The 24,110-nt window shown below is 35.9% G+C and carries 16 protein-coding genes and 2 tRNA genes; 8 read left to right on the top strand and 10 right to left on the bottom strand.

The annotated features are described in order from the left end of the window. Positions 1-37: 37 nt before the first annotated feature. Positions 38-751 (bottom strand): queuosine precursor transporter, encoded by a 714-nt coding sequence (locus OD90_RS10420; protein WP_144669109.1) that lies wholly within the window; start codon positions 749-751, stop codon positions 38-40. A 106-nt stretch (positions 752-857) separates the two neighbouring features. On the opposite strand from OD90_RS10420, the gene folK reads away from it, so the two are divergent. Next, the gene (gene folK / locus OD90_RS10425) at positions 858-1,979 is read left to right on the top strand and encodes a 2-amino-4-hydroxy-6-hydroxymethyldihydropteridine diphosphokinase (protein WP_315897483.1); all 1,122 of its coding nucleotides are present in this window, start codon (positions 858-860) and stop codon (positions 1,977-1,979) included. Here folK and OD90_RS10430 read toward each other — a convergent pair whose 3' ends face one another. Continuing rightward, positions 1,980-3,401, bottom strand: coding sequence for a CotH kinase family protein (locus OD90_RS10430; RefSeq protein WP_144669111.1), 1,422 nt, complete (start codon positions 3,399-3,401; stop codon positions 1,980-1,982). 176 nt (positions 3,402-3,577) lie between these two features. Beyond that, the gene (locus tag OD90_RS10435; protein ID WP_144669112.1) at positions 3,578-4,552 is read right to left on the bottom strand and encodes a polyprenyl synthetase family protein; all 975 of its coding nucleotides are present in this window, start codon (positions 4,550-4,552) and stop codon (positions 3,578-3,580) included. 185 nt (positions 4,553-4,737) lie between these two features. Here OD90_RS10435 and OD90_RS10440 point away from each other — a divergent pair, with 185 nt between their 5' ends. Genes OD90_RS10440 through OD90_RS10455 form a run of 4 tightly spaced genes read left to right on the top strand, consistent with a single transcriptional unit; the run spans position 4,738 to position 11,472 of the window. Continuing rightward, a complete protein-coding gene (locus OD90_RS10440; RefSeq protein WP_144669113.1) occupies positions 4,738-5,343 on the top strand; it encodes a TetR/AcrR family transcriptional regulator in 606 nt (201 codons plus the stop codon). Continuing rightward, positions 5,344-6,699, top strand: a complete 1,356-nt coding sequence (locus OD90_RS10445; RefSeq protein ID WP_144669114.1) for a TolC family protein — start codon at positions 5,344-5,346, stop codon at positions 6,697-6,699. A 53-nt stretch (positions 6,700-6,752) separates the two neighbouring features. Then, on the top strand, positions 6,753-7,922 hold the full coding sequence (locus tag OD90_RS10450) for an efflux RND transporter periplasmic adaptor subunit (protein ID WP_144669115.1): 1,170 nt from the start codon (positions 6,753-6,755) through the stop codon (positions 7,920-7,922). A gap of 4 nt (positions 7,923-7,926) precedes the next feature. Next, positions 7,927-11,472: an efflux RND transporter permease subunit gene (locus OD90_RS10455; RefSeq protein WP_144669116.1), complete on the top strand. Its 3,546-nt coding sequence runs from the start codon at positions 7,927-7,929 to the stop codon at positions 11,470-11,472. Between the two features lie 129 nt (positions 11,473-11,601). On the opposite strand, the gene OD90_RS10460 is transcribed toward OD90_RS10455, so the two are convergent. Together OD90_RS10460 and OD90_RS10465 are read right to left on the bottom strand one after the other, a co-directional pair. Beyond that, on the bottom strand, positions 11,602-12,924 hold the full coding sequence (locus OD90_RS10460) for a RagB/SusD family nutrient uptake outer membrane protein (RefSeq protein WP_144669117.1): 1,323 nt from the start codon (positions 12,922-12,924) through the stop codon (positions 11,602-11,604). A gap of 11 nt (positions 12,925-12,935) precedes the next feature. Continuing rightward, positions 12,936-15,887, bottom strand: coding sequence for a SusC/RagA family TonB-linked outer membrane protein (locus OD90_RS10465; protein ID WP_144669118.1), 2,952 nt, complete (start codon positions 15,885-15,887; stop codon positions 12,936-12,938). Positions 15,888-16,192: 305 nt separating this feature from the next. Here OD90_RS10465 and mutS point away from each other — a divergent pair, with 305 nt between their 5' ends. Beyond that, a complete protein-coding gene (gene mutS / locus OD90_RS10470) occupies positions 16,193-18,784 on the top strand; it encodes a DNA mismatch repair protein MutS (protein WP_186434780.1) in 2,592 nt (863 codons plus the stop codon). 57 nt (positions 18,785-18,841) lie between these two features. Here the strand turns inward: mutS and OD90_RS10475 are convergent. The 4 genes from OD90_RS10475 to OD90_RS10490 form a co-directional block, all read right to left on the bottom strand. Beyond that, positions 18,842-18,925, bottom strand: a tRNA-Leu gene (locus OD90_RS10475). 62 nt (positions 18,926-18,987) lie between these two features. Continuing rightward, positions 18,988-19,059 (bottom strand) — tRNA-Gly (locus OD90_RS10480). 184 nt (positions 19,060-19,243) lie between these two features. Beyond that, complete coding sequence (locus OD90_RS10485; protein WP_144669120.1) at positions 19,244-20,524, bottom strand: metal-dependent hydrolase family protein; 1,281 nt, start codon at positions 20,522-20,524, stop codon at positions 19,244-19,246. A gap of 9 nt (positions 20,525-20,533) precedes the next feature. Then, positions 20,534-21,667: a DegT/DnrJ/EryC1/StrS family aminotransferase gene (locus OD90_RS10490; RefSeq protein ID WP_144669121.1), complete on the bottom strand. Its 1,134-nt coding sequence runs from the start codon at positions 21,665-21,667 to the stop codon at positions 20,534-20,536. Between the two features lie 137 nt (positions 21,668-21,804). Between OD90_RS10490 and OD90_RS10495 the strand changes: the two genes are divergently transcribed. Further along, entirely contained in the window at positions 21,805-23,034 is a 1,230-nt protein-coding gene (locus OD90_RS10495; protein ID WP_144669122.1) for a 3-deoxy-D-manno-octulosonic acid transferase, read from the top strand. Positions 23,035-23,064: 30 nt separating this feature from the next. Here OD90_RS10495 and OD90_RS10500 read toward each other — a convergent pair whose 3' ends face one another. Then, positions 23,065-23,718: a DUF2461 domain-containing protein gene (locus OD90_RS10500; RefSeq protein ID WP_144669123.1), complete on the bottom strand. Its 654-nt coding sequence runs from the start codon at positions 23,716-23,718 to the stop codon at positions 23,065-23,067. Between the two features lie 145 nt (positions 23,719-23,863). On the opposite strand from OD90_RS10500, the gene OD90_RS10505 reads away from it, so the two are divergent. Further along, positions 23,864-24,085 carry a hypothetical protein gene (locus tag OD90_RS10505; protein WP_144669124.1) on the top strand — a complete coding sequence of 74 codons (222 nt, stop codon included), beginning with the start codon at positions 23,864-23,866 and terminating at the stop codon, positions 24,083-24,085. Positions 24,086-24,110 lie beyond the last annotated feature (25 nt).

Raw genomic sequence — 24,110 nt, forward strand, 5'->3', positions numbered from 1 at the left:
AGGGTGTATTACGCTTTCGCGAAAGCGTATTTAACCTTTAATAAGGTACTATTAATTCTTCTCCTTTTTTTAAATTGAAGCGTTTTCTAAGCAGACCCACCCCTAGGTATAAAAAGGGAGTGTCTATTGCAGCTATGATTATTTTAAAAAGTACACCAGAAGTAAATAATATTGGAAAAATGTCCCATTCTAGAATATTAAAAACACATAGAAGCCCAGTTACCGAAGCTGTGTCTATTATTTGAGAAATGAAAGTAGAAAAATTGTTACGAAGCCATAAATGCTTGCCCTTTGTTAGTTTTTTCCAAAAATGATAGATATGAATGTCTATATATTGGGCAAAAAGATATGCGGTCATGCTTGCAAATACTGCTAGAGCGGTAGCTCCAAATACTTGAGAAAATAAAGTATCATTTACTGGTGAATCTGCCATAGCGGGGACACTATCTGCTACGTAGACAATAATTAATGAAAATAAAGATGCAAAAATACCAGCAGTCACCATTTGATTTGCCTTTTGCTTACCGTAAACTTCACTTACCAAGTCAGTTATTAGAAATGTAATGGGGTAGGGAAGTAATCCTACAGAAATTTTAAAGTTGTAGATGCCAAAAGGCTTCCAAGTAAAAAACTTTTGAAAAATAAGATTTGATACCACTAATGCACATATAAATAGCGCACCTAGTATGTAATAAACGCGATAAGCCGTACGTAAATCTCTTGGGGAATTAAGTGGTATTTCAGGGTTCATTTTTCTTAATAACTTCAAGATCAAAAGTACTTCTTTGTGGTTTTGATTTCCTTAATTTGTTGTGAAATGTTAATGACTTAAATAAATAGCTATTTCTCTACAAACCATTTATTTATCGCTAGGAAGTAATCAAGGAAACACATATGATTTACTTAATAAAGCTGTTCAGTTGTTATTTGAGCACGTGGGGCCATTGATTAAGATCTCTCCAGTGTATAAAAGTCCTGCATGGGGTTTTGAGGCTCCAGACTTTCATAATTGTGTGGTAAAAATGAGCACTTCGCTTTCTCCAAGTAGCCTCTTAAAAAAGACACAGTATATAGAGAAAAAATTAGGACGGGTAAAAAGTGATAATAAAGGTTATGAATCCCGCCACATAGATATTGATATATTACTGTATGGTGATCTTATTGTAAATGAACCTAATTTATCTATTCCACATCCATTAATGCTAGACCGTAAGTTTGTATTGCAACCACTGGTCGATATTTGTGGAGATGAATTTTCTGAAGTTTTTTCAAAGACTTACAGTAGTATTTTTGAAGATTGTAAAGATCAAAGTAAATTAACAAGACAATCTAAGTGGTTAAAAAATCCTATAGATAATATTGATTTAAGCTCTTATAATTATATTGCTATAGAGGGTAATATAGGTGCAGGAAAAACGAGCCTTGCCACAATGATCTCTGAAGAATTTAATGCTAAGCTCATTTTAGAACGTTTTAAAGACAACCCTTTTTTACCAAAATTTTACAAAGAGCCAGATCGTTTTGCATTTCCACTAGAAATGTCATTTCTAGCAGATAGATACCAGCAATTACTTGATGATATAGGCCAGTATGATCTATTTAAGGACTTTATGTGTGCAGATTACGATCGTTATAAATCACTCATTTTTGCTCAAGTTACCCTCCAAGAGGAAGAGTTTGCATTATATAAACGACTCCATGAAATGATGTATAGAGAGATGCCTCAACCTGATTTATATATTTATTTATATCAAAATACAGAACGACTGCTTTCAAATATCAAAAAACGAGGACGCGCTTACGAAAAAGGAATTGCACCTGAGTATCTTGAAAAGATTAATCAAGGATATTTAGATTTTATAAAATCACAACACAATCTCAATGTAAAGATTATTGATATTTCTTCATTAGATTTTGTAGAAAATAGAGAAGATTTTTTAAGTATAATAAATAAGCTGGGGAAAGGGCTTGTAAATTAATTACTTTTTTAAAGCATCAATATAATCATCTAAAAATAACAGACGTTTCTTTGTCCAATCCTGCATATACGCTAAACCTTCTTCGTCATAAATGAAGTCACCCCAAGCTAACGCCTCTCTTTCAAAAATGAGATTTTCTTTTAACGAGAAATAGGTTTTACGTTGTTTTTCTAATAGATTTTTTTCGCTGAATTCGGTTGCTCTAAGTGTTTTCCAGCGTTCTTGAAATTTTGAAATAAATCCATCTGCATCGGTTGTAATGAGCCTTCTTAATAGACCATTTGATAGAAAATCTTCTGTGGTGGGAATACGCTTTCCACTAAAAATGGTTCCAAAGCTGCCATCAAGATCCCAAGGTGCATAAAAATAGGGTTCTCCAGCATCATAACGTATGAGATATAAATTCTTACCTAAGTTATCTGGTGCTCTTAACGCGTTAATATATAAAAAGTAATCAATAGCGTTATTGATAACGAATTTATCTTTAATCTCTCTAGAAAAAGTAATATCATCACTCTCTATGACAAATTTTGTAAATGGATACACATTATCCCAATAGTGATTAGTAGGAGTAGGATATTTGATGTCATATCCACCCCAACTTGCTAAGTAATTTTTCTTTACTGGAATGGAGTCAAATGAGCTAGCCCCAAGATAACGTGCGCCTTGAAAAATCTCTCCACGTATGGTATCACCTTTAATTTTTTTAACTTTTACAAGCTTACGATCTACTTGCTCTTGCAATAAAAAAAGACCTTGATAATTATTATTTACAAATACCTCTGCATATTTTCCTGTAGCGCCAGCTTTTGCTTTAGGCTCTTTCTCTAGATAATGAGGCTTATAAATATCATTCCATAAATTAAGAGAGAGATATGAGCGCATTCTTAAGGGCTCATTATATAAACCATCTAGAATCCAATCATCATCACTTCTCATTCCAGCCAGTTTAAAATCTTGATTTTCCTTAGCATCCCCATCTTTGTAAAAATTAATATCATAAGTTTTTTTTGGAAATGCAATGGAGCTACTTCCTCTCAATTCAATCCCTGCATAGGAGGTAAGTGTTGTGTCTTTATAGGCATATGATATTTGTGACATACGCTTAGGTTCATTTACGATACCATCTGGCGCATCTATTTGAATAAGTGGTAGTGAGGTGATAAACGCTTTATAGGTTTTAGTACTTGAACTCAATATATGGGATGCTTCATATATATTTTTCTTTGATTCTAGCACAAGAGTATAATTGCTATTACCTAAAGTAAAAGAGGTTTCCTTATCTAGAGAAATAGATTCAGGTATTTGAATGACAGCGATTTTTAGTGAATCGTCTAGTGCAACTGTTTCAGATGTGAGATTAACTTGCGCGCAAGAAATGAGCGTAAAAAAGCAAGCACAGAGTAATAAGTAATATTTCACGATAGAGTGTTTTAAGGTGATAAAAGTAAAACAATCAGGGTGCCACAAATGACTAATTAAGAAAATATTAGTGTCAATATGTGTAAAAGTCTATGCTTGTACTTTTTAAAATCACCTTTAGATCCATAGCGAGATAAACCTTTAAGAGATGATGATTAAGTTAAATCTTAAATATTTTAATACGTTCGCTTCATCAAGCCTTTTCCAAAAATGCGCAGCAATTCTTTTTTATCTTCAGAAATATCTACATTCTCTAATGCAGTAAATGCTTGATTAGTGTATTTTGCTATTTCTTCCTCCGTAGCTTTAGCGGCGCCGCTATCTAAAAAATGCTGTTTAACCGTTTCAATCTTTTCTGAAGGATTTACAGGTGCAATCGAGAAAAAATGTTCTAACTCTTTTGCGTCATTTTTAGATGAATTTGCCACGGCTGTTAGATATAAAAAAGTCTTTTTATTTTCAATAATATCTCCACCTACTTGCTTGCCAAAGGTTTCTGGATCACCAAAGGCATCTAAATAATCATCCTGTAATTGAAATGCAATACCAAGGTCACGACCATAGTTGTAAATCGCTTGTTGACATTGCTCAGAAGCTCCTGCTACGATCGCACCCATTTTAAGTGCTGCACCTACAAGAACTGCGGTTTTATATTCAATCATTTTCATATACTCAGAAATGGTTACATCATCTCGAGTTTCAAAATCAACGTCATATTGCTGGCCCTCACAAACTTCTATAGCCGTTTTAGAAAAAAGCTGTGCAAGATTCTTGAATACAATACCATCGTAATTTTCAAAAAGCTGGTAGGCAAGAATAAGCATGGCATCTCCAGAAAGAATTCCAGTATTGATGTCCCACTTTTCATGTACCGTTTCTTCTCCACGTCGTAAAGGGGCATCATCCATAATATCATCATGTACAAGAGAGAAATTATGAAAGATCTCAATAGCAAGTGCTGCATCTAATGCTTTTGTGTACGATGTGTCAAAAAGGTCACAAGCTAATAATGTCAACACAGGTCTTAAACGCTTTCCACCTAAATCTAAAATATAATTTATTGGCTCGTAAAGATTTTTAGGTTCTTTATTGAAAGAATGACTTTTGAGATAGTCAATAAATACAGAAGTATATTCTGGAATAGAAAGCATATAAGGCAATTTTTTCGGTAAAAATACATCACAAGATCATATTATAAGCCATACAATTCTCAATAGTCTAGATAACAGATATAAATATAGTATAGCTCTAATTAAAAATATTTTAGTGAAAAATGTTAAAAAAAGGAAACTTCAAAAACTTTTAAAGTTTCCTGCGTACTTTTGTAAAACTTTATATGAAAGAAGAAATTTTAAAAAAAGCTACTCAATTATTTTTAAATCAAGGATTTAAGAGTATTACTATGGATGATATTGCTCGTGAAATGGGTATGTCAAAAAAAACAGTGTATACTTATTATAAAAATAAAGAGCACATAATCTCAGAAAGTGCCTCCTACCTTTTTACGTCTATTACAGGAGGTATCGATATAATTTGTAGTCGTAAAACAAACCCTATTCAAGAGTTGTATGATATTAAGCGGTTTGTACTTGAGCACCTTAATGGCGAGCGTACTTCTCCAATGTATCAGTTACAAAAATACTACCCTAAGATTTATCAAAAAATGAGACAAGGCCAGTATGATTACATGCAAAGTTGTGTTACAGATAACCTACAAAGAGGTATAGAGCAGGGACTCTTTATAAGTGATATTAATGTTCAATTTGTCTCTCGCATTTATTTCACTGGGATGACAGGAATCAAGGATGAAGGTATTTTTCCACAATCTCAATTCCCAGCTACAGATCTGTACGAAATGTATTTAGAGTACCACATACGAGGCATTGTAACTCCAAAAGGGCGTAAAATTTTAAATAAAATTATCCAATCAAATCACGAGTAAATGAAACACCTATTATTTTTAATGTTGTTAATGAGTTTCGCTTTCGCGAAAGCGCAAACTCCTCGATCCTTCACTATAGAAGAAGCAGTTAGCTTTGCCTTAGATAGTAACTATACGGCTATCAACGCACGTAGAGATATTGCAAAAGCAATTAAGAAAAAGTGGGAAACTACAGCGACGGGACTACCTCAAGTAAACGCTGTTTTAGACTATAACTACCAGATAAGACAGCCTACGCAGCTTATACCTGCAGAATTTTCAGGAGGAGAAGCAGGTACGTTTATACCAGTGGTTTTTGGCACACAGCAAAATGCCACCGCAACTGCAACTCTTACACAATTAATATTTGATGGATCCTATTTAGTAGGTCTTCAGGCAGCAAAAACATTTTTAGAATTTTCAGAGAATGCAAATGAGAAGACACAACTAGAAGTACGCAAAGGTGTTATTAATGCATATGGGGCAGTTCTATTAGCCGAAGAGAATGTGAGTATTCTCGATAGAAATATAGCCACATTACAAGAGAATGTGCGCGAGACTCGTATTATTTTTGAGAATGGATTTGCCGAAGAAGAAGATGTAGAGCAGCTACAAATTACATTACTTTCTCTCGAGAATCAACGAGCCAATTCTCAACGAATGGTAACCATTGCACGACAGATGTTTAATGTAGCAATAGGACTTGATATAGAAGAGCCTATCGTGTTAGTAGAATCTCTAGAAAGCTTAGCTATTCCTGCTGTAGGTTTATTAAATAATAGTGTAAACTTAGATCAAAATGTTGATTATAAGATAAGTAATAATTTAACCGAACAACGTGAGCTAGAACTAAAGTTAGAAAAGAGTAAAGCATTGCCAACTTTAGGGGCATTTATCAATTTAGGCACCTTTGCAGGAAGAAATGAATTTAACTTCTTTGATAGTGATAGAAAATGGTTTGCTTCTTCTATTACAGGTTTTTCTCTTAACATCCCTATTTTTAGTAGTGGAATGCGCAATGCTCGTACTGCGCAGGCAGAGATAGCCCTACAGCAAGCTCAAACAGATCGCAAGCAAACCGCACAAGAAATTTACTTGGCATACGCTTCTGCAAAAAGTGATCATGAATTAGCCATTGATAATTATACGACTGCTCAAAAAAATTTAAGACTCGCAGAGCGTATAGAAAATAAAAATCAAACAAAATTTAAGGAAGGGATAAGCAGCAGTTTTGATCTAAGACAAGCGCAAACGCAACTGTACCAAGTACAACAAGAATTATTACAGTCTATGTATCAAATGATAACGACAAAGGCAAGTTTAGAAACAATTTTAAATGTTCCTAATTATCGCAAAGATCAGTCACCTAGCAAATAAATTTACACCTGAGTGTAGATCATAAAATATAAACCACTATTAAACTCATAGAAATGAAAAATATTTTAGCCGTATTAATAATGCTTGTTCTTGCCTCCTGTGGAGATAATACTAGTGAGCAATCTGTAGAAAATGTAATTGCATCTGGATCAATAGATGAGATGGAAGCAAAAAAAACAGCTTTAAAAGATGAAGTAAGCTTACTTAATGAACAAATAGCAACACTAAACAGTGCAATTCAACAAAAGAATCCGCGTGATTCAAAGCCAGTGTTAATAACCACAAAAATGGTAAAGGATACTATTTTCAATCACTATGTTGAGGTTCAAGGTAATGTGGAAACTAAGAAAAATGTACTTGTATATCCAGAGTATCAAGGTACTTTATCCCGTGTGTATGTTAAAGAGGGACAGCGTGTTTCAAAAGGTCAAACACTAGCAAGAATAGATGATGGCGGTTTAAGTAGTCAAGTTTCACAAGCAGAGGCTCAAGCTGCACTAGCAAAAACGACTTTCGAGAGGCAACAAAGACTTTGGGAGCAAAAAATAGGTTCAGAAATACAATATTTGCAAGCGAAGACACAATATGAATCTGCACAAAGCCTGCTTAGGCAGGCTAAGAGTCAGTTAGGTAAAACTACGGTTAGTGCTCCTTTTTCTGGAGTAATAGACGAGGTAGTAACAGATCAGGGTACGGTGGTAGCTCCAGGTGTTGCTCTTTTTAGAATTGTCAACTTAGATGATATGTATGTAACTGCAGACATTCCTGAGAGTTATTTACCTACCGTTACAAAAGGTAAAAAAGTAATGGTAGCATTTCCAGTTTTAGGAGAAAGCGTAGAGGCAACGGTGCGTCAAACGGGTAATTATATCAACCCAGCAAACAGAAGCTTTACTGTAGAAGTGGATGTGCCAAATAAAAATGGAAGAATCAAACCTAACTTAACAGCAAGACTTTCTATCAATGATTATACTTCAGAGAATGCGATTCTAGTTCCATTAAATGTGATTAATGAAAATGCAGATGGTGAACAATATGTGTATATCGCTTCCGCGAAAGCGAATGAAAATAAAATGGTAGCTCAGCAAAAAATTATTACTACTGGAAAATCTCAAGGAGACCGTATTGAGATTTTATCTGGAATAAACGCAGGAGATAAGATTATTGTAGAGGGCGCGAGATCTGTAAAAGATAATCAAGAAGTAAAAATCTTAACATACTAGAGCAATGACAGATAAGAAAAAGAAAAATGTAGACAAGGAGTTTGCCATTTCTAGCTGGGCAATTGATAATCCAACGATTATTTACGTTCTAATGGCATTGTTTCTAGCCTTGGGAATGGGCGCATACCTAGGCATGGCACGCGAGAACTTCCCAGAGATAAATGAAACTAAGATATACATATCTGCTCCCTACCCTGGTAATACAGCAGAGGATATTGAGCGGCTCATTATTGATCCCCTAGAAGATAAACTTCAAAATTTATCTGGGGTAGTAGAAGTGTTATCGACCTCTCAAGAAGACTATGGTATTATCACTATAGAATTTAATGAGAATGTAGATGTTCAGGTCGCAAAACAACGGGTTAAGGATGAGGTAGATTCTGAAACTGCAAATGAAGACTGGCCTACCTTTAATAACGCAAAAGTAGAGCCTAATGTATTTGACCTTAGTATGTCTGAGGAAATTCCCATTCTTAATGTCAATGTATCTGGTAATTATCCAGTTATTAAACTCAAAGAATTTGCAGAGTACTTACAAGATGAAATAGAGAGTCTTAAAGAAATTAAAGAGGCAACAATACGGGGAGCTCAAGATAGGGAAGTTGAAGTGGCTGTAGATGTATATAAAATGATTGCTGCTCGTGTAAGTTTTGATGATATTTTACGGGCTATTGGTAATGAAAACATGACACTTTCTGCAGGGAATTTGGTAAGTAGCGGCCAGCGTCGTAACATTAGAGTCATAGGAGAAATCCAGAGTCCTGATGAACTTGAGAACTTTGTGATCAAGTCAGAACGGGGTGCAGTTTATCTTAAGGATATTGCAGAGATACATTTTACAGAAGAAGATAAAACTACGTATGCGCGTGATCTCACACTTTACGAGGGAGAGTCTGTTAATAATGATGAGATAAGTGAGACGGTAGTAATGCTTGATGTAAAGAAACGCTCTGGTGAAAATATGATTGAGGCAGTAACTCAAATCAACGAGATCATTGAAAAAGCAACTACAGAAGTCTTTCCTCCAGATGTAACCGTACGTACCGCAAACGACCAAAGTGCAAAGACAGAAAATCAAGTAAATGACTTGGTAAACAATATCATTTTTGGAATTATCTTGGTTGTAGGCGTCTTAATGTTTTTCCTAGGTTTTAAAAATGCACTCTTTGTTGGTTTTGCTATCCCAATGTCTATGTTTATGAGTTTTATGATTCTCAACCTCATGGGCTATACAATGAACACGATGATTCTTTTTGCACTTATTATGGGACTGGGAATGCTGGTAGATAACGGTATTGTAGTAGTAGAAAATGTCTACCGCTTAATGGATGAAGAAGGAATGAGCCGAATCGAAGCTGCAAAAAAAGGAATAGGAGAAATCGCTTTCCCTATTATAATATCAACCTTAACAACTGTTGCAGCTTTTGTGCCATTAGGTTTATGGCCAGGTATTATGGGTCAATTTATGATTTACTTTCCTATAACCTTATCAGTTGTTCTAGGATCTTCGTTATTTGTAGCAATCTTCATAAACTCTATGCTAGTTTCTCAATTTATGAAGACTGAGGAGAAACCGCTTTCGCGAAAGTTTTTAATTCGCACCACTTTAATAATGATACCTATTGGGTTAATGATTTTATTCTTAGGTGGAAGTATAAGAGGTTTTGGGAGTTTAGTATTAGTGACAATTGCCTTTATGTGGATTTACAAGTATGCGTTGAAAGGTGCAGCAGATGTTTTCCAAAAAAGGTTCCTTACATGGTTAGAAAATAAATATAAAGCTTTCTTAGGATGGTCAATTAGGGGGTGGAAACCCGTTGGATTTGTAGGCGGAATTTTTTTATTATTAATTCTAACGTTCATGGCTTTTGGAGGTTCAGTAAGTGCAGGAAGAACAGCCATCGAATTTTTCCCAGATAATAAGCCTAATCAAATTATTGTATACATAGAATATCCGGAAGGAACCGCTATTGCAAAAACAAATGCAATTACAAAGGAAATTGAAGACCGTGTATTTCAGGTATTTAATGATCAAGAATATCTTGAAGGAGGAGATTATAATGCTTTGGTAGAAACTTCTGTTTCGCAGGTAGGAGAAGGAGCAGGAAACCCACAAACTGACGGGGGGAGTGCTGCAGAAATGCCACACAAAGCAAAAATCACGGCCACCATGCGGGAGTACAAATATCGTAATGAGGCAGATAGTGAAGAACTGCGATTTAAAGTGCAAGAAGCGGTAAGAGGTGTTTATCCAGGAGTTGTCATTACTGTAGAAAAAGATGCTGCAGGACCACCTCAAGGCTATCCAGTAAACATAGAGCTCGAAGGTAAGAATTATGAAGAGCTTATCGTGGCTGCAGAAAAAATGCGGAATTACATTAACAGTAGAAATGTTCCAGGTGTAGATGAGCTTAAGATTAATGTAAATAGAGGAAAGCCAGGAACAGAAGTGATTGTTGATCGGGAGAAGGCAGGTGAGTTAGGTATTGCAACAGGTCAAGTAGGGATGCAGTTAAGACGCTCTATATTTGGAGATAAAGCTGGAGTCTATAAGAAAGACGGTGAAGATTATGATATTTATGTACGCTTCAATGAAGAGCAGCGCTATGACAAGTCAGCACTGTTTAATCAAAATATTACTTTTAGGGATCCTGCTACTGGGCAAATCAAAGAAGTACCTATTGCTGCAGTAACCAAGACAAAAAACACTTCATCTTTTAGCGCAATTAAGCATAGAGACTCAAAACGCGTAGTAACAGTATATTCTAATTTAGCAGCTGGATATACAGATGCTGGAGTCGTAGTGGCTGCGGTACAAGAAGAAATGAAAAACTTTGAGGGTATGCCTAAGGATATCAAAGTAAACTACACAGGCCAAATAGAAGAGCAACAAAAGGAGATGAATTTCTTAGTAAGCGCATTTTTTGGAGGGCTTGCTCTAATTTTCTTTCTTCTAATTTTTCAGTTTAGCTCGATATCTAAACCTATTATTATCATGATCGCTATATTCTTAAGTTTTATAGGTGTTTTTGGAGGTATTATTATAAGTGGTTCTTCATTTGTAATTATTATGACGATGATGGGAATCATTTCTCTAGCGGGAATTGTAGTAAATAATGGAGTGGTACTACTAGATTACACACAACTATTAGTAGATCGAAAAGAAGTAGCCTTAGGACTCGAGGGCAAACAAATGTTAGATAAAAAGACGACCCAAGAACTTATCATTGAAGGTGGTAGAGCTCGATTACGTCCAGTTTTACTAACAGCTATTACAACAGTATTAGGATTAATACCGCTTGCGATAGGTATTAATATAGATTTCTTTGGACTATTTCAAGATTTTGATGCTGGAATATATGTTGGGGGTGATAACGTGATTTTCTGGGGTCCACTCGCATGGACAGTAATTTATGGATTAATCATCGCTACTTTTTTAACCTTAATTATTGTCCCATTACTCTATTATATAGTCTATAGAATTAAGCTTAAAGTAAGAGGAAGTAAGGCTACATCGAGAGATGAAGTGAGTTTTCAAAAAGCTTCATAGAAAATTTACAACGAAATGAAAAAAGCGTTAAATAGTATTTAACGCTTTTCTTGTCTCTGAAGTTACGCTTTCGCGAAAGCAAAAAACCCTCAGTGAATAACTGAGGGTTTACTATTTAAATTTAAAATTTTAGTTGTTTTCTGCCAGTGGTACTGGTAGTGTTGTGAAAACCTGATCACCACTACGATCTATAGGAAGTGATCCCTCTAGGTTGTAACGACGCACATCATACAATCTACTATTTTCAGCCCATAGGGAATATCTACGTTGTCTAAGTAGCTCAGAGGTCAAAGCCGCCTCACTCTCGTCACCCGTATAAGGGTCTAAAGTTGCAGAAGTACGAATTCTTGAGAGTGCAGTTACGGCATCATCAAAATTTCCAGCAAGTATGCTTGCTTCAGCATAAATAAGAATTAATTCTTCATTTCTAAGAATATCAATAGGAGCCGTTTGACTTGAGTACAATCTAGTTTCATAAGCCCCTGTGAGCCCATCTACCGATGCAGTTGGATCTGGTCGTAAAGCAGTTTTTGTAGTAACTCTTGAATCTCCAGATTCTGCATCATTAATCCAGCTATCATGCACAATGATATTATCTCCATTGTTTTGATCTTCCACAGTATTTGAAGGTGCTTTAAAAAGGCCATTTAACTGGTTTCCTCCACCAGCTCCAAAAATATGCTTAGGACCTGTGGTTAAATCACCATTTATACTAAAATAGGAGTTATCCAGCGCTGTTAATGCACCGTTTCCATCACCGTCATATACTGCAGCCATGGCTGCTATTGCTCTATTAAACTCAGAGAATGTAAAATCACCGTCAAAACCACTGCTTAATGTGAAAATTATTTCACTATTGTTTAATTCTTGGTTTGCTTCATCAAGAAGATTTCTAACAAATGAAAGAACTTCACTTTCACTAAGTAATGGACCTAAATTCTCAGGGTTTGCTGTATCAACACGAGCCGTTCCATAAGATTTGATCATTTGTATTAATTCGTAAGCAATCAAAGTTTTTGCAAATCCAGTATATCCATTGCGTTCTTGTTCGTCAATATTATTAGAATTAGTTGCAGCTTCAATAAGCAAATTAGCGTTTTTAATACAACGATAACTACCGTTCCATTGCGTAGTGCTGTAAAAAGAGTTATTGTCGAGCTGAATGCCATCTTTACCTAATAAGTCTCCAGTATTACGTGGGTCAGCATCAAATAGGTATAGCTCTCTAGCCATAGTTCCACTAGCAGTTGTCTCTACTGCTATGCCATTTCTTAAAGTGGATTCTACTCCTACTACAAGTTCATTAAGTTGCCCTCTCGTAGCATTTTGGATCACCCCATCTACACTAGGGCCATCTGGATCTATTACCTCATCTAGCGAGCAAGATGTCACTATTAACAGCGTAGCGGAAATTGCCAGTGCTTTTGAAATATTATATATATTATTTTTCATGATATTATTAATTAAAAATTTACATTCAAGTGAAAAAAGAACTGTCTTGTACTTGGAAAAGGAGTTACCTCAATTCCAGAAGATAGGCCTTGACCTCCATTTACAGAGACCTCTGGATCGTAACTGCTATAGTCAGTAACTGTAAAAATATTTCGACCTGAAACGCCTATTTTAACACCTTCAATTGCATTTCCTAAAACTCTTGTAAATATGTTTTTAGGGAGTCTATAATATACAGCGGCTTCTCTTAAACGCAAGTAGCCAGCAGGCTCTACGAATCGGATAGCATTGGCAGGACTCTCACGGCGTGCTTGTCCTGAAGGGGTCTCAAGATCTGGAGTAGTTCTTCCAATATCTGTTAAGTATTTTGAGAGGTTTAAATTTTCACCTCCAGACTTCAATTGAAATAATAAAGAAAGGTCGAAATTTTTATAGAAAGTCATGTTATTGCTCCATCCCATTTGAAAGTCTGGCTCTGTATTTCCTACCTGAGTAGGCTCAACTACGCCATCCTCGTCAAGATCTAAATTACCAACTATTTGAGTCACTGGTTGACCTTCCTCAATATATATAGAACCAAGTCCTAATCCAAATCCAGCTCCTGGAAGCGCAAATGCAGGGACATCAAGTCTTGTTACCTCGGAAGTATTCTTGTACCATTGCAAATTGGTATTCCAACTAAAATTGTCACCTTGTATTACATCAGCTTGCAAAGCAAGTTCTATACCCTTGTTTTGAAGCTCTCCTAAATTGGTTATTTCAGATGTAAAACCTGAAGAGCCAGGAAAATCTCTCTGTAATATAAGATCTTTTACTGTTTTTATATAGTATGTAGCAACAAGTGATATGCGATTATCAAAAAATCCAACATCAAAACCAGCTTCAAATTCTTGAGCAGTCTCCGGTTGTATATTTGGGTCGCCTTTTGCTCCAGCAACTGTTTGTCCGATAGGTCCACCTAAATTCACAGGGGCTAAGCTTGTGAAAGTTGATCCAAATCGAGCTGAATTCCCCGTTTCTCCATAAGCTGCTCGCAGTTTAAACTGGTTAATTACATCCACAGTCCAGAAATCTAGATTAGCAACATTCACTGCAACAGAGGCTTTCGGAAAGCCATATAATTTATTTTCATCACCATTTCGTGTTGATTTGTCCAGTCTATAACCTATTGTTCCTATAAATTGATCTTTATAATTAGCCTCAACCTGCCCAAAATATCCAAATTCTTTTTCTCTGCTTCGAGCTTGACTTACTTGTTGTGCAGCTGTTTGTTCCACACTCGTCTGGTTTGCAGCTAAACCATTACCTCTCGCATTGACAATATTTGCGTCTTGATAGAGATATGCTGTCCCTAATTGTGTAGTAAATGCAAGATCACCTTCCATTGCATCATGATCCCAAACCAGAGCAGACTGTGTGTTAAATTGCGTAAAGCTATTTTTACCTTGTGCTATAAATCCTGGATTGTCAAGTCCAACTTGAGCTTGATGTGTTTCCGGTACATATACAAAGGTCTCATTAGATAAATAATCCACACCAGCTCGGTTCGTAAAGCGAACTCGATTTTTATCATTGGTAAATAGTTTAGTGTTTACAGATAGTCCTTGTATAATTCGATTGTTAGAATCATCATTTTTTGCTTTGTCTCTTACAAAAAGTGGATTACCTGAAGCTGTTGGATTATTAGGATAGTTACCTTCAGCATCAGGATAAAGATTAGACCACGCACGAGTAAAAGCAAGATTATAGCCGTAACTAAGCCCACCATCATTTTCATTTCCAGTAAAACTTCGTTGTGCATTACTACGTACAAAATTTGTTGAAGAGGATATATCAAATACATCAGATATCTTATGATCTATATTTGCTCTCATCGATAATCTATCAAATCCAGTATTTTTTATAATACCTTCTTCATCCCTGTAAGACCCACCTACATAAAATTTAGTTTTTTCATTACCTCCCGAGGCACTTATTGCGGTTTCTGAAATGATACCTGTATATCCATAAATTTCATCTTCATAATCATAGAGTTTACCGTTTGCGGCGATAGTAGCATTATACTTATCTGCTTCATCTTGGCCATAAGCTTCGAGAACAGAAGCTTCAGTCCATGGTCTTAGTCCCAAAGGGTTTTGAATTTGGTTAATTCCAGAATCTTGTCTAAAATTAATCCGTGTTCTACCACCTTTTCCTCTTTTGGTTGTAATTATAACTACCCCAGCACTTCCACGTTGACCATAGATTGCAGCTGCAGAAGATCCTTTTAATATTTCAATGTTAGCTATATCATTAGGGTCAATATCTGCTAGTCTATTTCCTGCATTCTCTTCACTACCGCGATTAGCTCCAGAAGCAAATCGAAGCCCTGATGGAATCTCTACATTATTTACATACACTCCATCAATTATAAATAGTGGCTGATTGTTTCCTAGAATAGAACTAATACCTCTCAGTCGTACTGCAAATCCTCCTCCTGGTGCTCCAGATGATGATGTAATGTTTACACCTGCAACTTTACCGTATAGAGCTCCATCCACAGTGGACTGACTGGTTGTTCCAACAAGCTCTTCAGATTTAACTGTTGAAACTGCATTTGCAAGATTTGATCTTTTAATAGAAGAGGCAAGTCCAGTTACTACTACTTCACTTAATGACTCTGCAGATTCTTCTAAAATAATATTCATTGTTTGTGAACCCGATATAGGTATTTCTTTTGTTTTGTACCCTAGGTAAGAAACTTCAAGAGTACCGCTGTTACTATTTAAGGTTATTGAAAAACTACCATCAAAATCTGAGGTGGTACCGTTAGTGGTACCTTTTTCAATAACGTTAACAAACGGTAGGGGGTTGCTGTTTTGATCACTAATCGTTCCTGTAACTGTCCTTTGTGCGAGCAGCGCATAAGGAATTGATACTAGCAAAAAGAGAACCATCTTGAATAATGGATGCTTTTTTTTCATTTGTTTTAATTTTAAGTTTAAGAATCTAAATTATGTATTTAATAGATAAGAGCCTAGGAATGCTAATAATATCTTAATGAAAGCCTTAATTTTTCACAAATTAATCTGTGTTTGTCTAAAATTTAAAAATATTTTGAAATTTCTTATTTAAGTTAAAGGTGATTACGCTTTCGCGAAAGCGTAAAAAAGCCTTGTTAAAAATTGAGAATAACTAGTGTTGTATATGGGTAAGAGACCCAAAAGATTAACGTATTTTTATTTTCACTAAAATTGAAGATTTGGCAGCAAAGAAAGTAACTCCATTAATGAAACAATACAATGCGATCAAAGCAAAATACCCTGACGCATTATTACTCTTTAGAGTGGGAGATTTCTATGAAACTTTTGGAGAAGATGCTATTAAAGCTGCCAGAATTTTAAACATTACACTAACAAGTCGTAATAATGGTGGAGACCGAACAGAACTTGCGGGTTTTCCCCACCACTCTCTAAATACCTACTTGCCAAAGCTCGTAAAAGCGGGTTGTCGCGTGGCTATTTGTGATCAGTTGGAAGATCCAAAACAAACCAAGACAATTGTAAAGCGTGGTGTAACCGAGTTAGTCACTCCAGGAGTAGCAATGAATGACGACATTCTTTCTGCCAAAACGAATAATTTTTTAGGAGCTATTTATTTCAGTAAAGAGATAGTAGGAGTTTCATTTTTAGATGTTTCTACAGGAGAATTTTTGACTGCTCAGGGAGATACAGCTTATATAGATAAACTATTACAAAATTTTACACCAAGCGAACTTCTAATCTCCAAAAAACAGAAAAAAATGTTTTTTGAAACTTATGGCTCGGAGTATCATACCTTTTATCAAGAAGATTGGGTGTTTCAAACGGATTACGCGACAGAGTCTTTGCACAAGCACTTTGAAGTAAATTCTCTCAAAGGTTTTGGCGTTGAGCATCTAGAGGCCGGGATTATAGCCTCTGGAGCGGCATTGCATTACTTAGGAGAAACCCAACACCATAAACTTAACCATATCACACACATTAGTCGTATCGCTGCAAATGATTACGTGTGGATGGATCGCTTTACGATACGTAACTTAGAATTATACAATTCATCTTATGGTCTTAAGGCAATAACTTTGCTAGATGTGATAGATAAAACAACCTCTCCTATGGGAGGACGTTTACTCAAACGCTGGTTAGCACTACCATTAAAACGTCTAGATCAGATTGAACGAAGACATGAGGTGGTTTCGTTTTTACTTGATAATAGTAGTATTTATGATAAGATACAGTCTAATATTAAGAAAATAGGAGATCTGGAGCGACTTGTAAGTAAAGTGGCAACTGCAAGGATTAATCCGCGGGAGGTAATACAATTAAAAAACTCACTGGAGGCTGTCGTTCCTATAAAATCTATTGCCTCTAAAACCGATAACGAATCTCTTAAATTAATAGCAGAACAGCTTAAAGATTGTGAGGTGCTACGTTCAAAAATTAAAAAAAGCCTCAAGGAGGAAGCACCTGTATCTATTTTAAAAGGAGGTGCCGTTGCTTCAGGATTTCACCAAGAGCTTGATGATCTACGAGCCTTATCTCAAGGAGGAAAAGATTATTTAGAGAAGATGCTAGAACGCGAGACAGAGCGCACCGGTATCACTTCTCTTAAAATAGCATCAAACAATGTATTTGGGTATTATATAGAGGTACGTAATACGCATAAGGATAAAGTTCCTGAAGAATGGATACGCAAGCAAACACTGGTAAATGCAGAACGCTATATTACAGATGAGCTCAAAGAGTATGAAGGGAAAATTCTAGGAGCAGAGGAGCGTATACAGGCGATAGAACAGCAATTGTTCTCAGAGTTAGTGAATTGGATATCGACATTTATAGAACAGATACAGGCTACTGCAAGCCAAATTGCACAACTTGACTGTTTGCTCGGTTTTACTCAATTAGCTAGAGAGAATAATTATAAAAAGCCTACGCTAGATGATTCAAAAATTATTGACATCAAAAAAGGACGTCATCCTGTGATTGAAAAACAACTGCCACTAGGTGAACAATATGTAGCTAATGATGTTTTACTAGACAGTGATGACCAACAAATGATTATGATCACGGGCCCTAATATGTCTGGAAAAAGTGCTATTCTTCGTCAAACAGCTTTGATTGTTCTACTTGCCCAAATGGGGAGTTTTGTGCCAGCTGAGGCTGCACATATAGGTCTCGTAGATAAAATTTTTACAAGGGTAGGTGCAAGTGATAATATCTCGATGGGCGAGAGTACCTTCATGGTAGAGATGAATGAGACGGCTAGTATTCTTAATAACCTTAGTGATCGAAGTTTAGTATTACTTGATGAAATAGGGCGTGGGACAAGCACCTATGATGGAATTTCTATCGCTTGGGCTATTAGTGAGTTTTTACACGAACATCCAGGAAGACCTAAAACACTTTTTGCGACTCATTACCACGAACTTAATGAAATGAGCGATTCCTTCCAAAGAGTGCGTAACTATAATGTTTCTGTAAAGGAGCTTAAGAATAACGTATTATTCTTGCGTAAATTAGTCCCAGGCGGCAGCGCACACAGTTTTGGTATTCATGTAGCAAAAATGGCAGGAATGCCACAACAAGTATTGCGACGTGCTACTAAGATGATGGAAAAGCTAGAAAAATCTCACGGGAGTGAAAAGCTTACGGAAACACTTAAGAAAACAGCTGAAGAAGAAATGCAATTAAGCTTTTTTAATCTAGATGATCCGCTACTAGAACAAGTAAAAGAAGAAATTTTACATACAGATATTGATACGCTAACTCCTGTGGAAGCATTAATGAAGCTGAATGAGATTAAGAGGATGTTAGTAAAGAAAAGCGGATCTAAAGCGCACTAGGGGACTTTAAATTATAGAACATAAAAAAACCTCTTTATCAATGATAAAGAGGTTTAGTACTCGAGACGGGACTTGAACCCGTACGTCCTAATGGACATTGGATTTTAAGTCCAACGTGTCTACCAATTCCACCACTCGAGCATTTTCGCAATTGCGAAAAATTGGTATGTTTTATATGCCGCTTTCGCGAAAGCAGCAATAAGAGCGAAAGACGGGATTTGAACCCGCGACCCCCACCTTGGCAAGGTGATGCTCTACCCCTGAGCTACTTTCGCAGTATGTTTATGAACAAATGCTATTTCTCATAGCGGATGCAAATTTAAGTTTTTTCTGTAGTAAACAAAGTGTTTTTTATAGTTTTTTTTTATCTATTTCAGTTTATAGATAAAAATTAAAGATATTTTACTGGGCGCTAACGAAATCGGGGATTAAAATAATTCAAGTAAATTAATACTTCCACTATTTATTTTTATAAACCACCCCATTTTTCATAACAAACATAACGTTTTCTGTTGTTGAAATATTCTCAATAGGATTCTCTTTTGTGGCAATTATATCAGCAAAAGCACCTTCAGAAAGAACACCTATGTTACCTTCCATATCTAAAAGTTTTGCGTTAGTCACAGTTGCCGATTGTAGAGCAAACAAAGGAGACCAGCCGTAATCTACCATGTATTTAAATTCTTTTGCATTTTCTCCGTGTGGAAATACACCAGCATCCGTTCCAAAAGCGATATTTACATCAGATTGTGCTAGCATAGTAAAAGTTTGTTTAAGGGTTGCATCTACCTTCTCAATTTTAGGGATGATGATGTCTGGATAATATCCTTTTATCTCAGCTTTTGCTGCAACATACTTCCCAGCAGACAGTGTTGGGACAAGATGGGTACCGTATTTTTTCATAAGGGCTACAGTTTCTCTATCCATAAAAGAACCGTGCTCGATCGTTTGTACTCCAGCTTTTATAGCCCGTTGCATACCCTCTTTACCGTGAGCGTGAGCAGCGACATGCATTCCATATTCTTTTGCAGTTCGTACAATCTCATTGACTTCCTCCTGTCTAAATTGCGGATTTTCACCATTCTTGCTTATACTCAAAACGCCGCCAGTTGCGGTTATCTTAATCAAATCAGCGCTATTTTTATAACGTTGTCTAACCGCTTTTCTAGCATCATCAACACTGTTAATCACACCTTCTGCAGGCCCGGGATCGCCCATGAGTGAATTTTTATAGCCATTGGTAGGATCAGCGTGACCGCCTGTGGTGCCTATCGCTTTCTCCGCAGTAAAAATTCGAGGTCCCTTTATAGTGCCAGCATTTATGGCATTTCGTAAAGAAACGTTTACTCCTGTGCCACCCAAATCTCTAACGGTGGTAAATCCTGCGTTGAGGGTTCGCTCTGCTATTTCGGCAGCAGTAAATGCGATATCAGCCTCATTTTTAGTAAAGGTTTCTAAATATCTCTTGGGATTTGTTTCACCTTCAATATGAACATGCATATCAATAAAACCAGGCATTACTGTATATGCTTTGAGATTAATTATGTGTTCGTTCGATTTCGCGGAAGCGTAACCAGCTTCTACTTTGATAATTTTATTTCCAGAAACTGTGATGGTTTGTTTTGAAAGTACTTTTCCATTTTGAGTGTCTATAAATTTACCACAGTGAATAAGTGTTTCTTGTCCATAAAGCATACTGCTAACTATGAAAGTAAGCAGTATAGTGATGAGGTATTTCATAAATATGTTTTATCTACTAATAAAATTAATCACAGTCTGGGTGATAAAGGCAATCTGCTCATCATCAAGTTCCGTATGCATAGGGAGCGAGATACAATCTTTAACGATAGCATTGGTCACTGGGAAATCTGATTCATTGTAACGCTTGTCTTTATATGCCTTCTGGCTATGTAATGGTATAGGATAATACACACCACAAGGAATTCCGTTTTCATTTAAATGTGTAACTAAAGCATCTCTATTTGTATCCTTTACACGAAGTGTGTACTGATGAAAAACATGACAGTCACAGCTATCACAAATGATAGGAGTAATTATTTTTTCGTGATTTGAAAAAGCATCTGAATACTTCCTTGCGGCATCTCTTCTTGCAGTGTTGTAGGCATCAAGATGAGGTAGCTTTGCGCGTAGCACAGCGGCCTGTATAGAATCAAGTCTACTATTAACCCCTACTACATCATGATGATAACGCTCATACATACCATGATTCACGATACCTCTTATTGTATGTGCAAGCTTATCATCATTTGTAAATATGGCGCCGCCATCACCATAGCATCCTAGATTTTTTGATGGAAAAAAAGAAGTGGTGCCTATATGTCCTATAGTCCCAGTTTTAACTTTCTGACCGTTACGCCCAGTGTACGTTGATCCTATTCCCTGAGCATTATCTTCAATTATATATAGGTTATGTTCTTTTGCTAGATCCATGATGGCATCCATATTTGCTGCCATTCCAAATAAATGGACAGGTACAATAGCCTTAGTTTTTGGAGTAATTGCTTTTTTGATAGCTTCAATATCAATATTGAAATTTACTGGATCTACATCAACAAGTACTGGAGTGAGTTTAAGAAGCGCTATGACTTCTACCGTTGCTGCAAATGTAAAATCTGCAGTGATGACTTCATCTCCTTGTTCTAGACCTAAACCCATCATAGCAATTTGCAGTGCATCTGTACCATTTGCACAAGGAATTACGTGCTTAACATCAAGGTATTCTTCAAGCTCTTTTTGAAATTGATGTACTTCAGGGCCATTTACAAATGAAGTAGTTTCAATAACTTCCATAATGGAGGTATTTACACGATCTTTAATTTGCTGGTATTGGCCTTTGAGATCGACCATTTGTATTTTTTTCATTGTATGTGGGAGCGTTGAAAGTACCTACGCTACGGAGTATTTATTATAATAAAGACACTAAAATAGGTCTTAAACGAAAATACAAAATCTCTATCCCATGAACAATTTATTTATAGACAAAGCACTACTTTTACGAGATGCAGAGCCTCTATTCTTTCGTAATCATACTTGCACAATTATTGTTGCCAATTGTAGGATTTTTTAATAAAAAAATCAGAAAGTCTGTGATAGGAAGAAAAAATACAATGGCAACACTCAGGAGTGCTTTAGAAAAAGGTCCGCCTGTGATGTGGATGCATGCAGCCTCTCTAGGTGAATATGAGCAAGGTCTTCCAGTGATGAAAGCTTTACAACAACGATTTCCTAATCATCAGTGGGTGGTTAGTTTTTTCTCTCCTTCTGGATATGAAATAAAAAAGGATAACGCTTTCGCGAAAGCAACCGTCTATCTACCTATTGATACACCTGCTAATGCTTGTGAGTTTCTAGAAATCTTATCTCCAGATATGGCTTTATTTGTAAAATATGAATTTTGGCCAAATTATCTAAATGAATTAAAACGCCAAAATGTACGCACCTTTTTGATATCTGGAGTATTTAGAGAGAGTCAACCATTTTTTAGATGGTACGGCAAGTGGATGAAAGAGTCACTAAAAAGTTTTGAATATTTCTTCCTACAAGATAAAGCCTCTTCGGAAGCTCTAAAACAGTTAGGTTTTACAAATTATGCTGTAAGTGGGGATACCCGTTTTGATAGAGTAAGTCATCAAATTGAGATGGACAACACTTTAGATTTTATCGAGACATTTAAGCAAGGTAAACTTTGTGTCGTTTGCGGTAGTACATGGTCAGAAGACGAGCAAGTATTGCTTTCATTTATAAATGATGCTTCTTCTGATATTAAGTTTATTATAGCTCCACACGAGATAAAACCTGATAAAATTGCAGATTTAGAAAGTAGATTACTTGTTAAATCAACACGTTATTCTCAATACACTGAAGAAAATTTAAAGAAGGCTCAGGTTTTGATTATCGATACAATCGGACTACTTGCAAAAATTTACAGTTATGCAGATATTGCTTATGTGGGTGGGGCTATGGGAACAACAGGTTTACATAATATATTAGAGCCTGCCACTTTTGGCACACCGATAGTTATTGGCTCAAATTTTAAAAATTTTCCAGAGGCAAAACGCTTACAGCAATTAGCTGGGCTGTATTCGGTGTCTAATCAGGAGGAGTTAAATAAAATACTCACTAAATTAACCACTGATATAAATTTCAGAAATCAAACTGGGATGATCGCTGGACATTTCATCAACAGCAATACTGGAGCCACTAAGGCTGTATCAAATTATTTTGAATAATTGATTTTCTTTCCCAAGCTAAAAATTATTTTACACAGAAACAGCTTCCCGTAGGTATCTTCTAAAGGGCAGCATCTCTTGGTAAGCTGTAATAATAGTATCCTCAAAACCTGAAGAAACTACTTGCTTTCGCGTAAGCGTTAGTTCAACAGCAAATGTTTTCTGCCTAAGTAAATTTATATGAGGATGTTTCATTGAGTACCCTTTTGGCGCAGTAATTAATTGATGGTCTGTATACAGCCCTCCAAATAACTTCTTAAATGATTCTTTCTCTAGAATAGCTTTAAGATTTTCCCCATTATAATCAATTGCTTCACGAATACTATTTAAAATTTCTTTCTTGGGTCTCCAGTAGCCACCTGCAATTAAGTTCTGGTGTAGGCCAATTTCTATATAAAAATCACCTTGCTTTGTTTTTTGATCAAGACCTGCTCCAAAATGATCTTTATAAATAGGTTTTGTGGGATGAAATAACAAATTATTATTAATTCTATTGATAGCTTTCTTTCCAGGTGTATCAAAGTAGTCTTTATCAATCTTTAGGAACTTGTCATTTAGGTGGTCTAGCCATTTAATGTATAAGTCACGTACATGGTGATATTCTTTACGGTGGGTATCCATCCATTCCTTAGAATTATTTTTTTGCAATGTCTCTAAAAAATTGTACAACAACTCGAAATCCATAGGGTTATTTTAATTTAACAGTTTTTGGCGATAAAGATTAATAAGTATGAAATGTTAACTAATTTTTTAGAAATAATTGGTAATCAATTATCAAAGGTGTTGTTAATACCGACATACATTTGTCCCACTAATTAATATTATAATTATGAAATTACAAAAAGTAGCTATTGCAGCTCTAATTTTAGTAGGATTAAGTTTCACTAGCTGTAGGGAGACAGAAACCAAAGAAACAACAGTAGTCCGCGAGGTAGAAGTTGAAACTAGTGATGATGATGGTGGTATATTAGAACGTACTGCAAAGAAAGTTGACGATGAGGTAAATAAAGAAATTAACGAAGAGATTGAAAAGATAGGAGACGATAACTAAATTCTATTTGTTGATTTTATTAACT

It is taken from the genome of Dokdonia sp. Hel_I_53 (assembly GCF_007827465.1).
Taxonomy (GTDB): Bacteria; Bacteroidota; Bacteroidia; order Flavobacteriales; family Flavobacteriaceae; genus Dokdonia.

Bases quoted from the DNA above. Each gene is read 5' to 3' on its own strand.
- OD90_RS10420 (WP_144669109.1), bottom strand. From the start codon at position 751: ATGAACCCTGAAATACCACTTAATTCCCCAAGAGATTTACGTACGGCT.
- OD90_RS10435 (WP_144669112.1), bottom strand. From the start codon at position 4,552: ATGCTTTCTATTCCAGAATATACTTCTGTATTTATTGACTATCTCAAA.
- OD90_RS10440 (WP_144669113.1), top strand. From the start codon at position 4,738: ATGAAAGAAGAAATTTTAAAAAAAGCTACTCAATTATTTTTAAATCAA.
- OD90_RS10445 (WP_144669114.1), top strand. From the start codon at position 5,344: ATGAAACACCTATTATTTTTAATGTTGTTAATGAGTTTCGCTTTCGCG.
- OD90_RS10450 (WP_144669115.1), top strand. From the start codon at position 6,753: ATGAAAAATATTTTAGCCGTATTAATAATGCTTGTTCTTGCCTCCTGT.
- OD90_RS10455 (WP_144669116.1), top strand. From the start codon at position 7,927: ATGACAGATAAGAAAAAGAAAAATGTAGACAAGGAGTTTGCCATTTCT.
- OD90_RS10460 (WP_144669117.1), bottom strand. From the start codon at position 12,924: ATGAAAAATAATATATATAATATTTCAAAAGCACTGGCAATTTCCGCT.
- OD90_RS10465 (WP_144669118.1), bottom strand. From the start codon at position 15,887: ATGAAAAAAAAGCATCCATTATTCAAGATGGTTCTCTTTTTGCTAGTA.
- mutS (WP_186434780.1), top strand. From the start codon at position 16,193: ATGAAACAATACAATGCGATCAAAGCAAAATACCCTGACGCATTATTA.
- OD90_RS10485 (WP_144669120.1), bottom strand. From the start codon at position 20,524: ATGAAATACCTCATCACTATACTGCTTACTTTCATAGTTAGCAGTATG.
- OD90_RS10490 (WP_144669121.1), bottom strand. From the start codon at position 21,667: ATGAAAAAAATACAAATGGTCGATCTCAAAGGCCAATACCAGCAAATT.
- OD90_RS10495 (WP_144669122.1), top strand. From the start codon at position 21,805: ATGCAGAGCCTCTATTCTTTCGTAATCATACTTGCACAATTATTGTTG.
- OD90_RS10500 (WP_144669123.1), bottom strand. From the start codon at position 23,718: ATGGATTTCGAGTTGTTGTACAATTTTTTAGAGACATTGCAAAAAAAT.
- OD90_RS10505 (WP_144669124.1), top strand. From the start codon at position 23,864: ATGAAATTACAAAAAGTAGCTATTGCAGCTCTAATTTTAGTAGGATTA.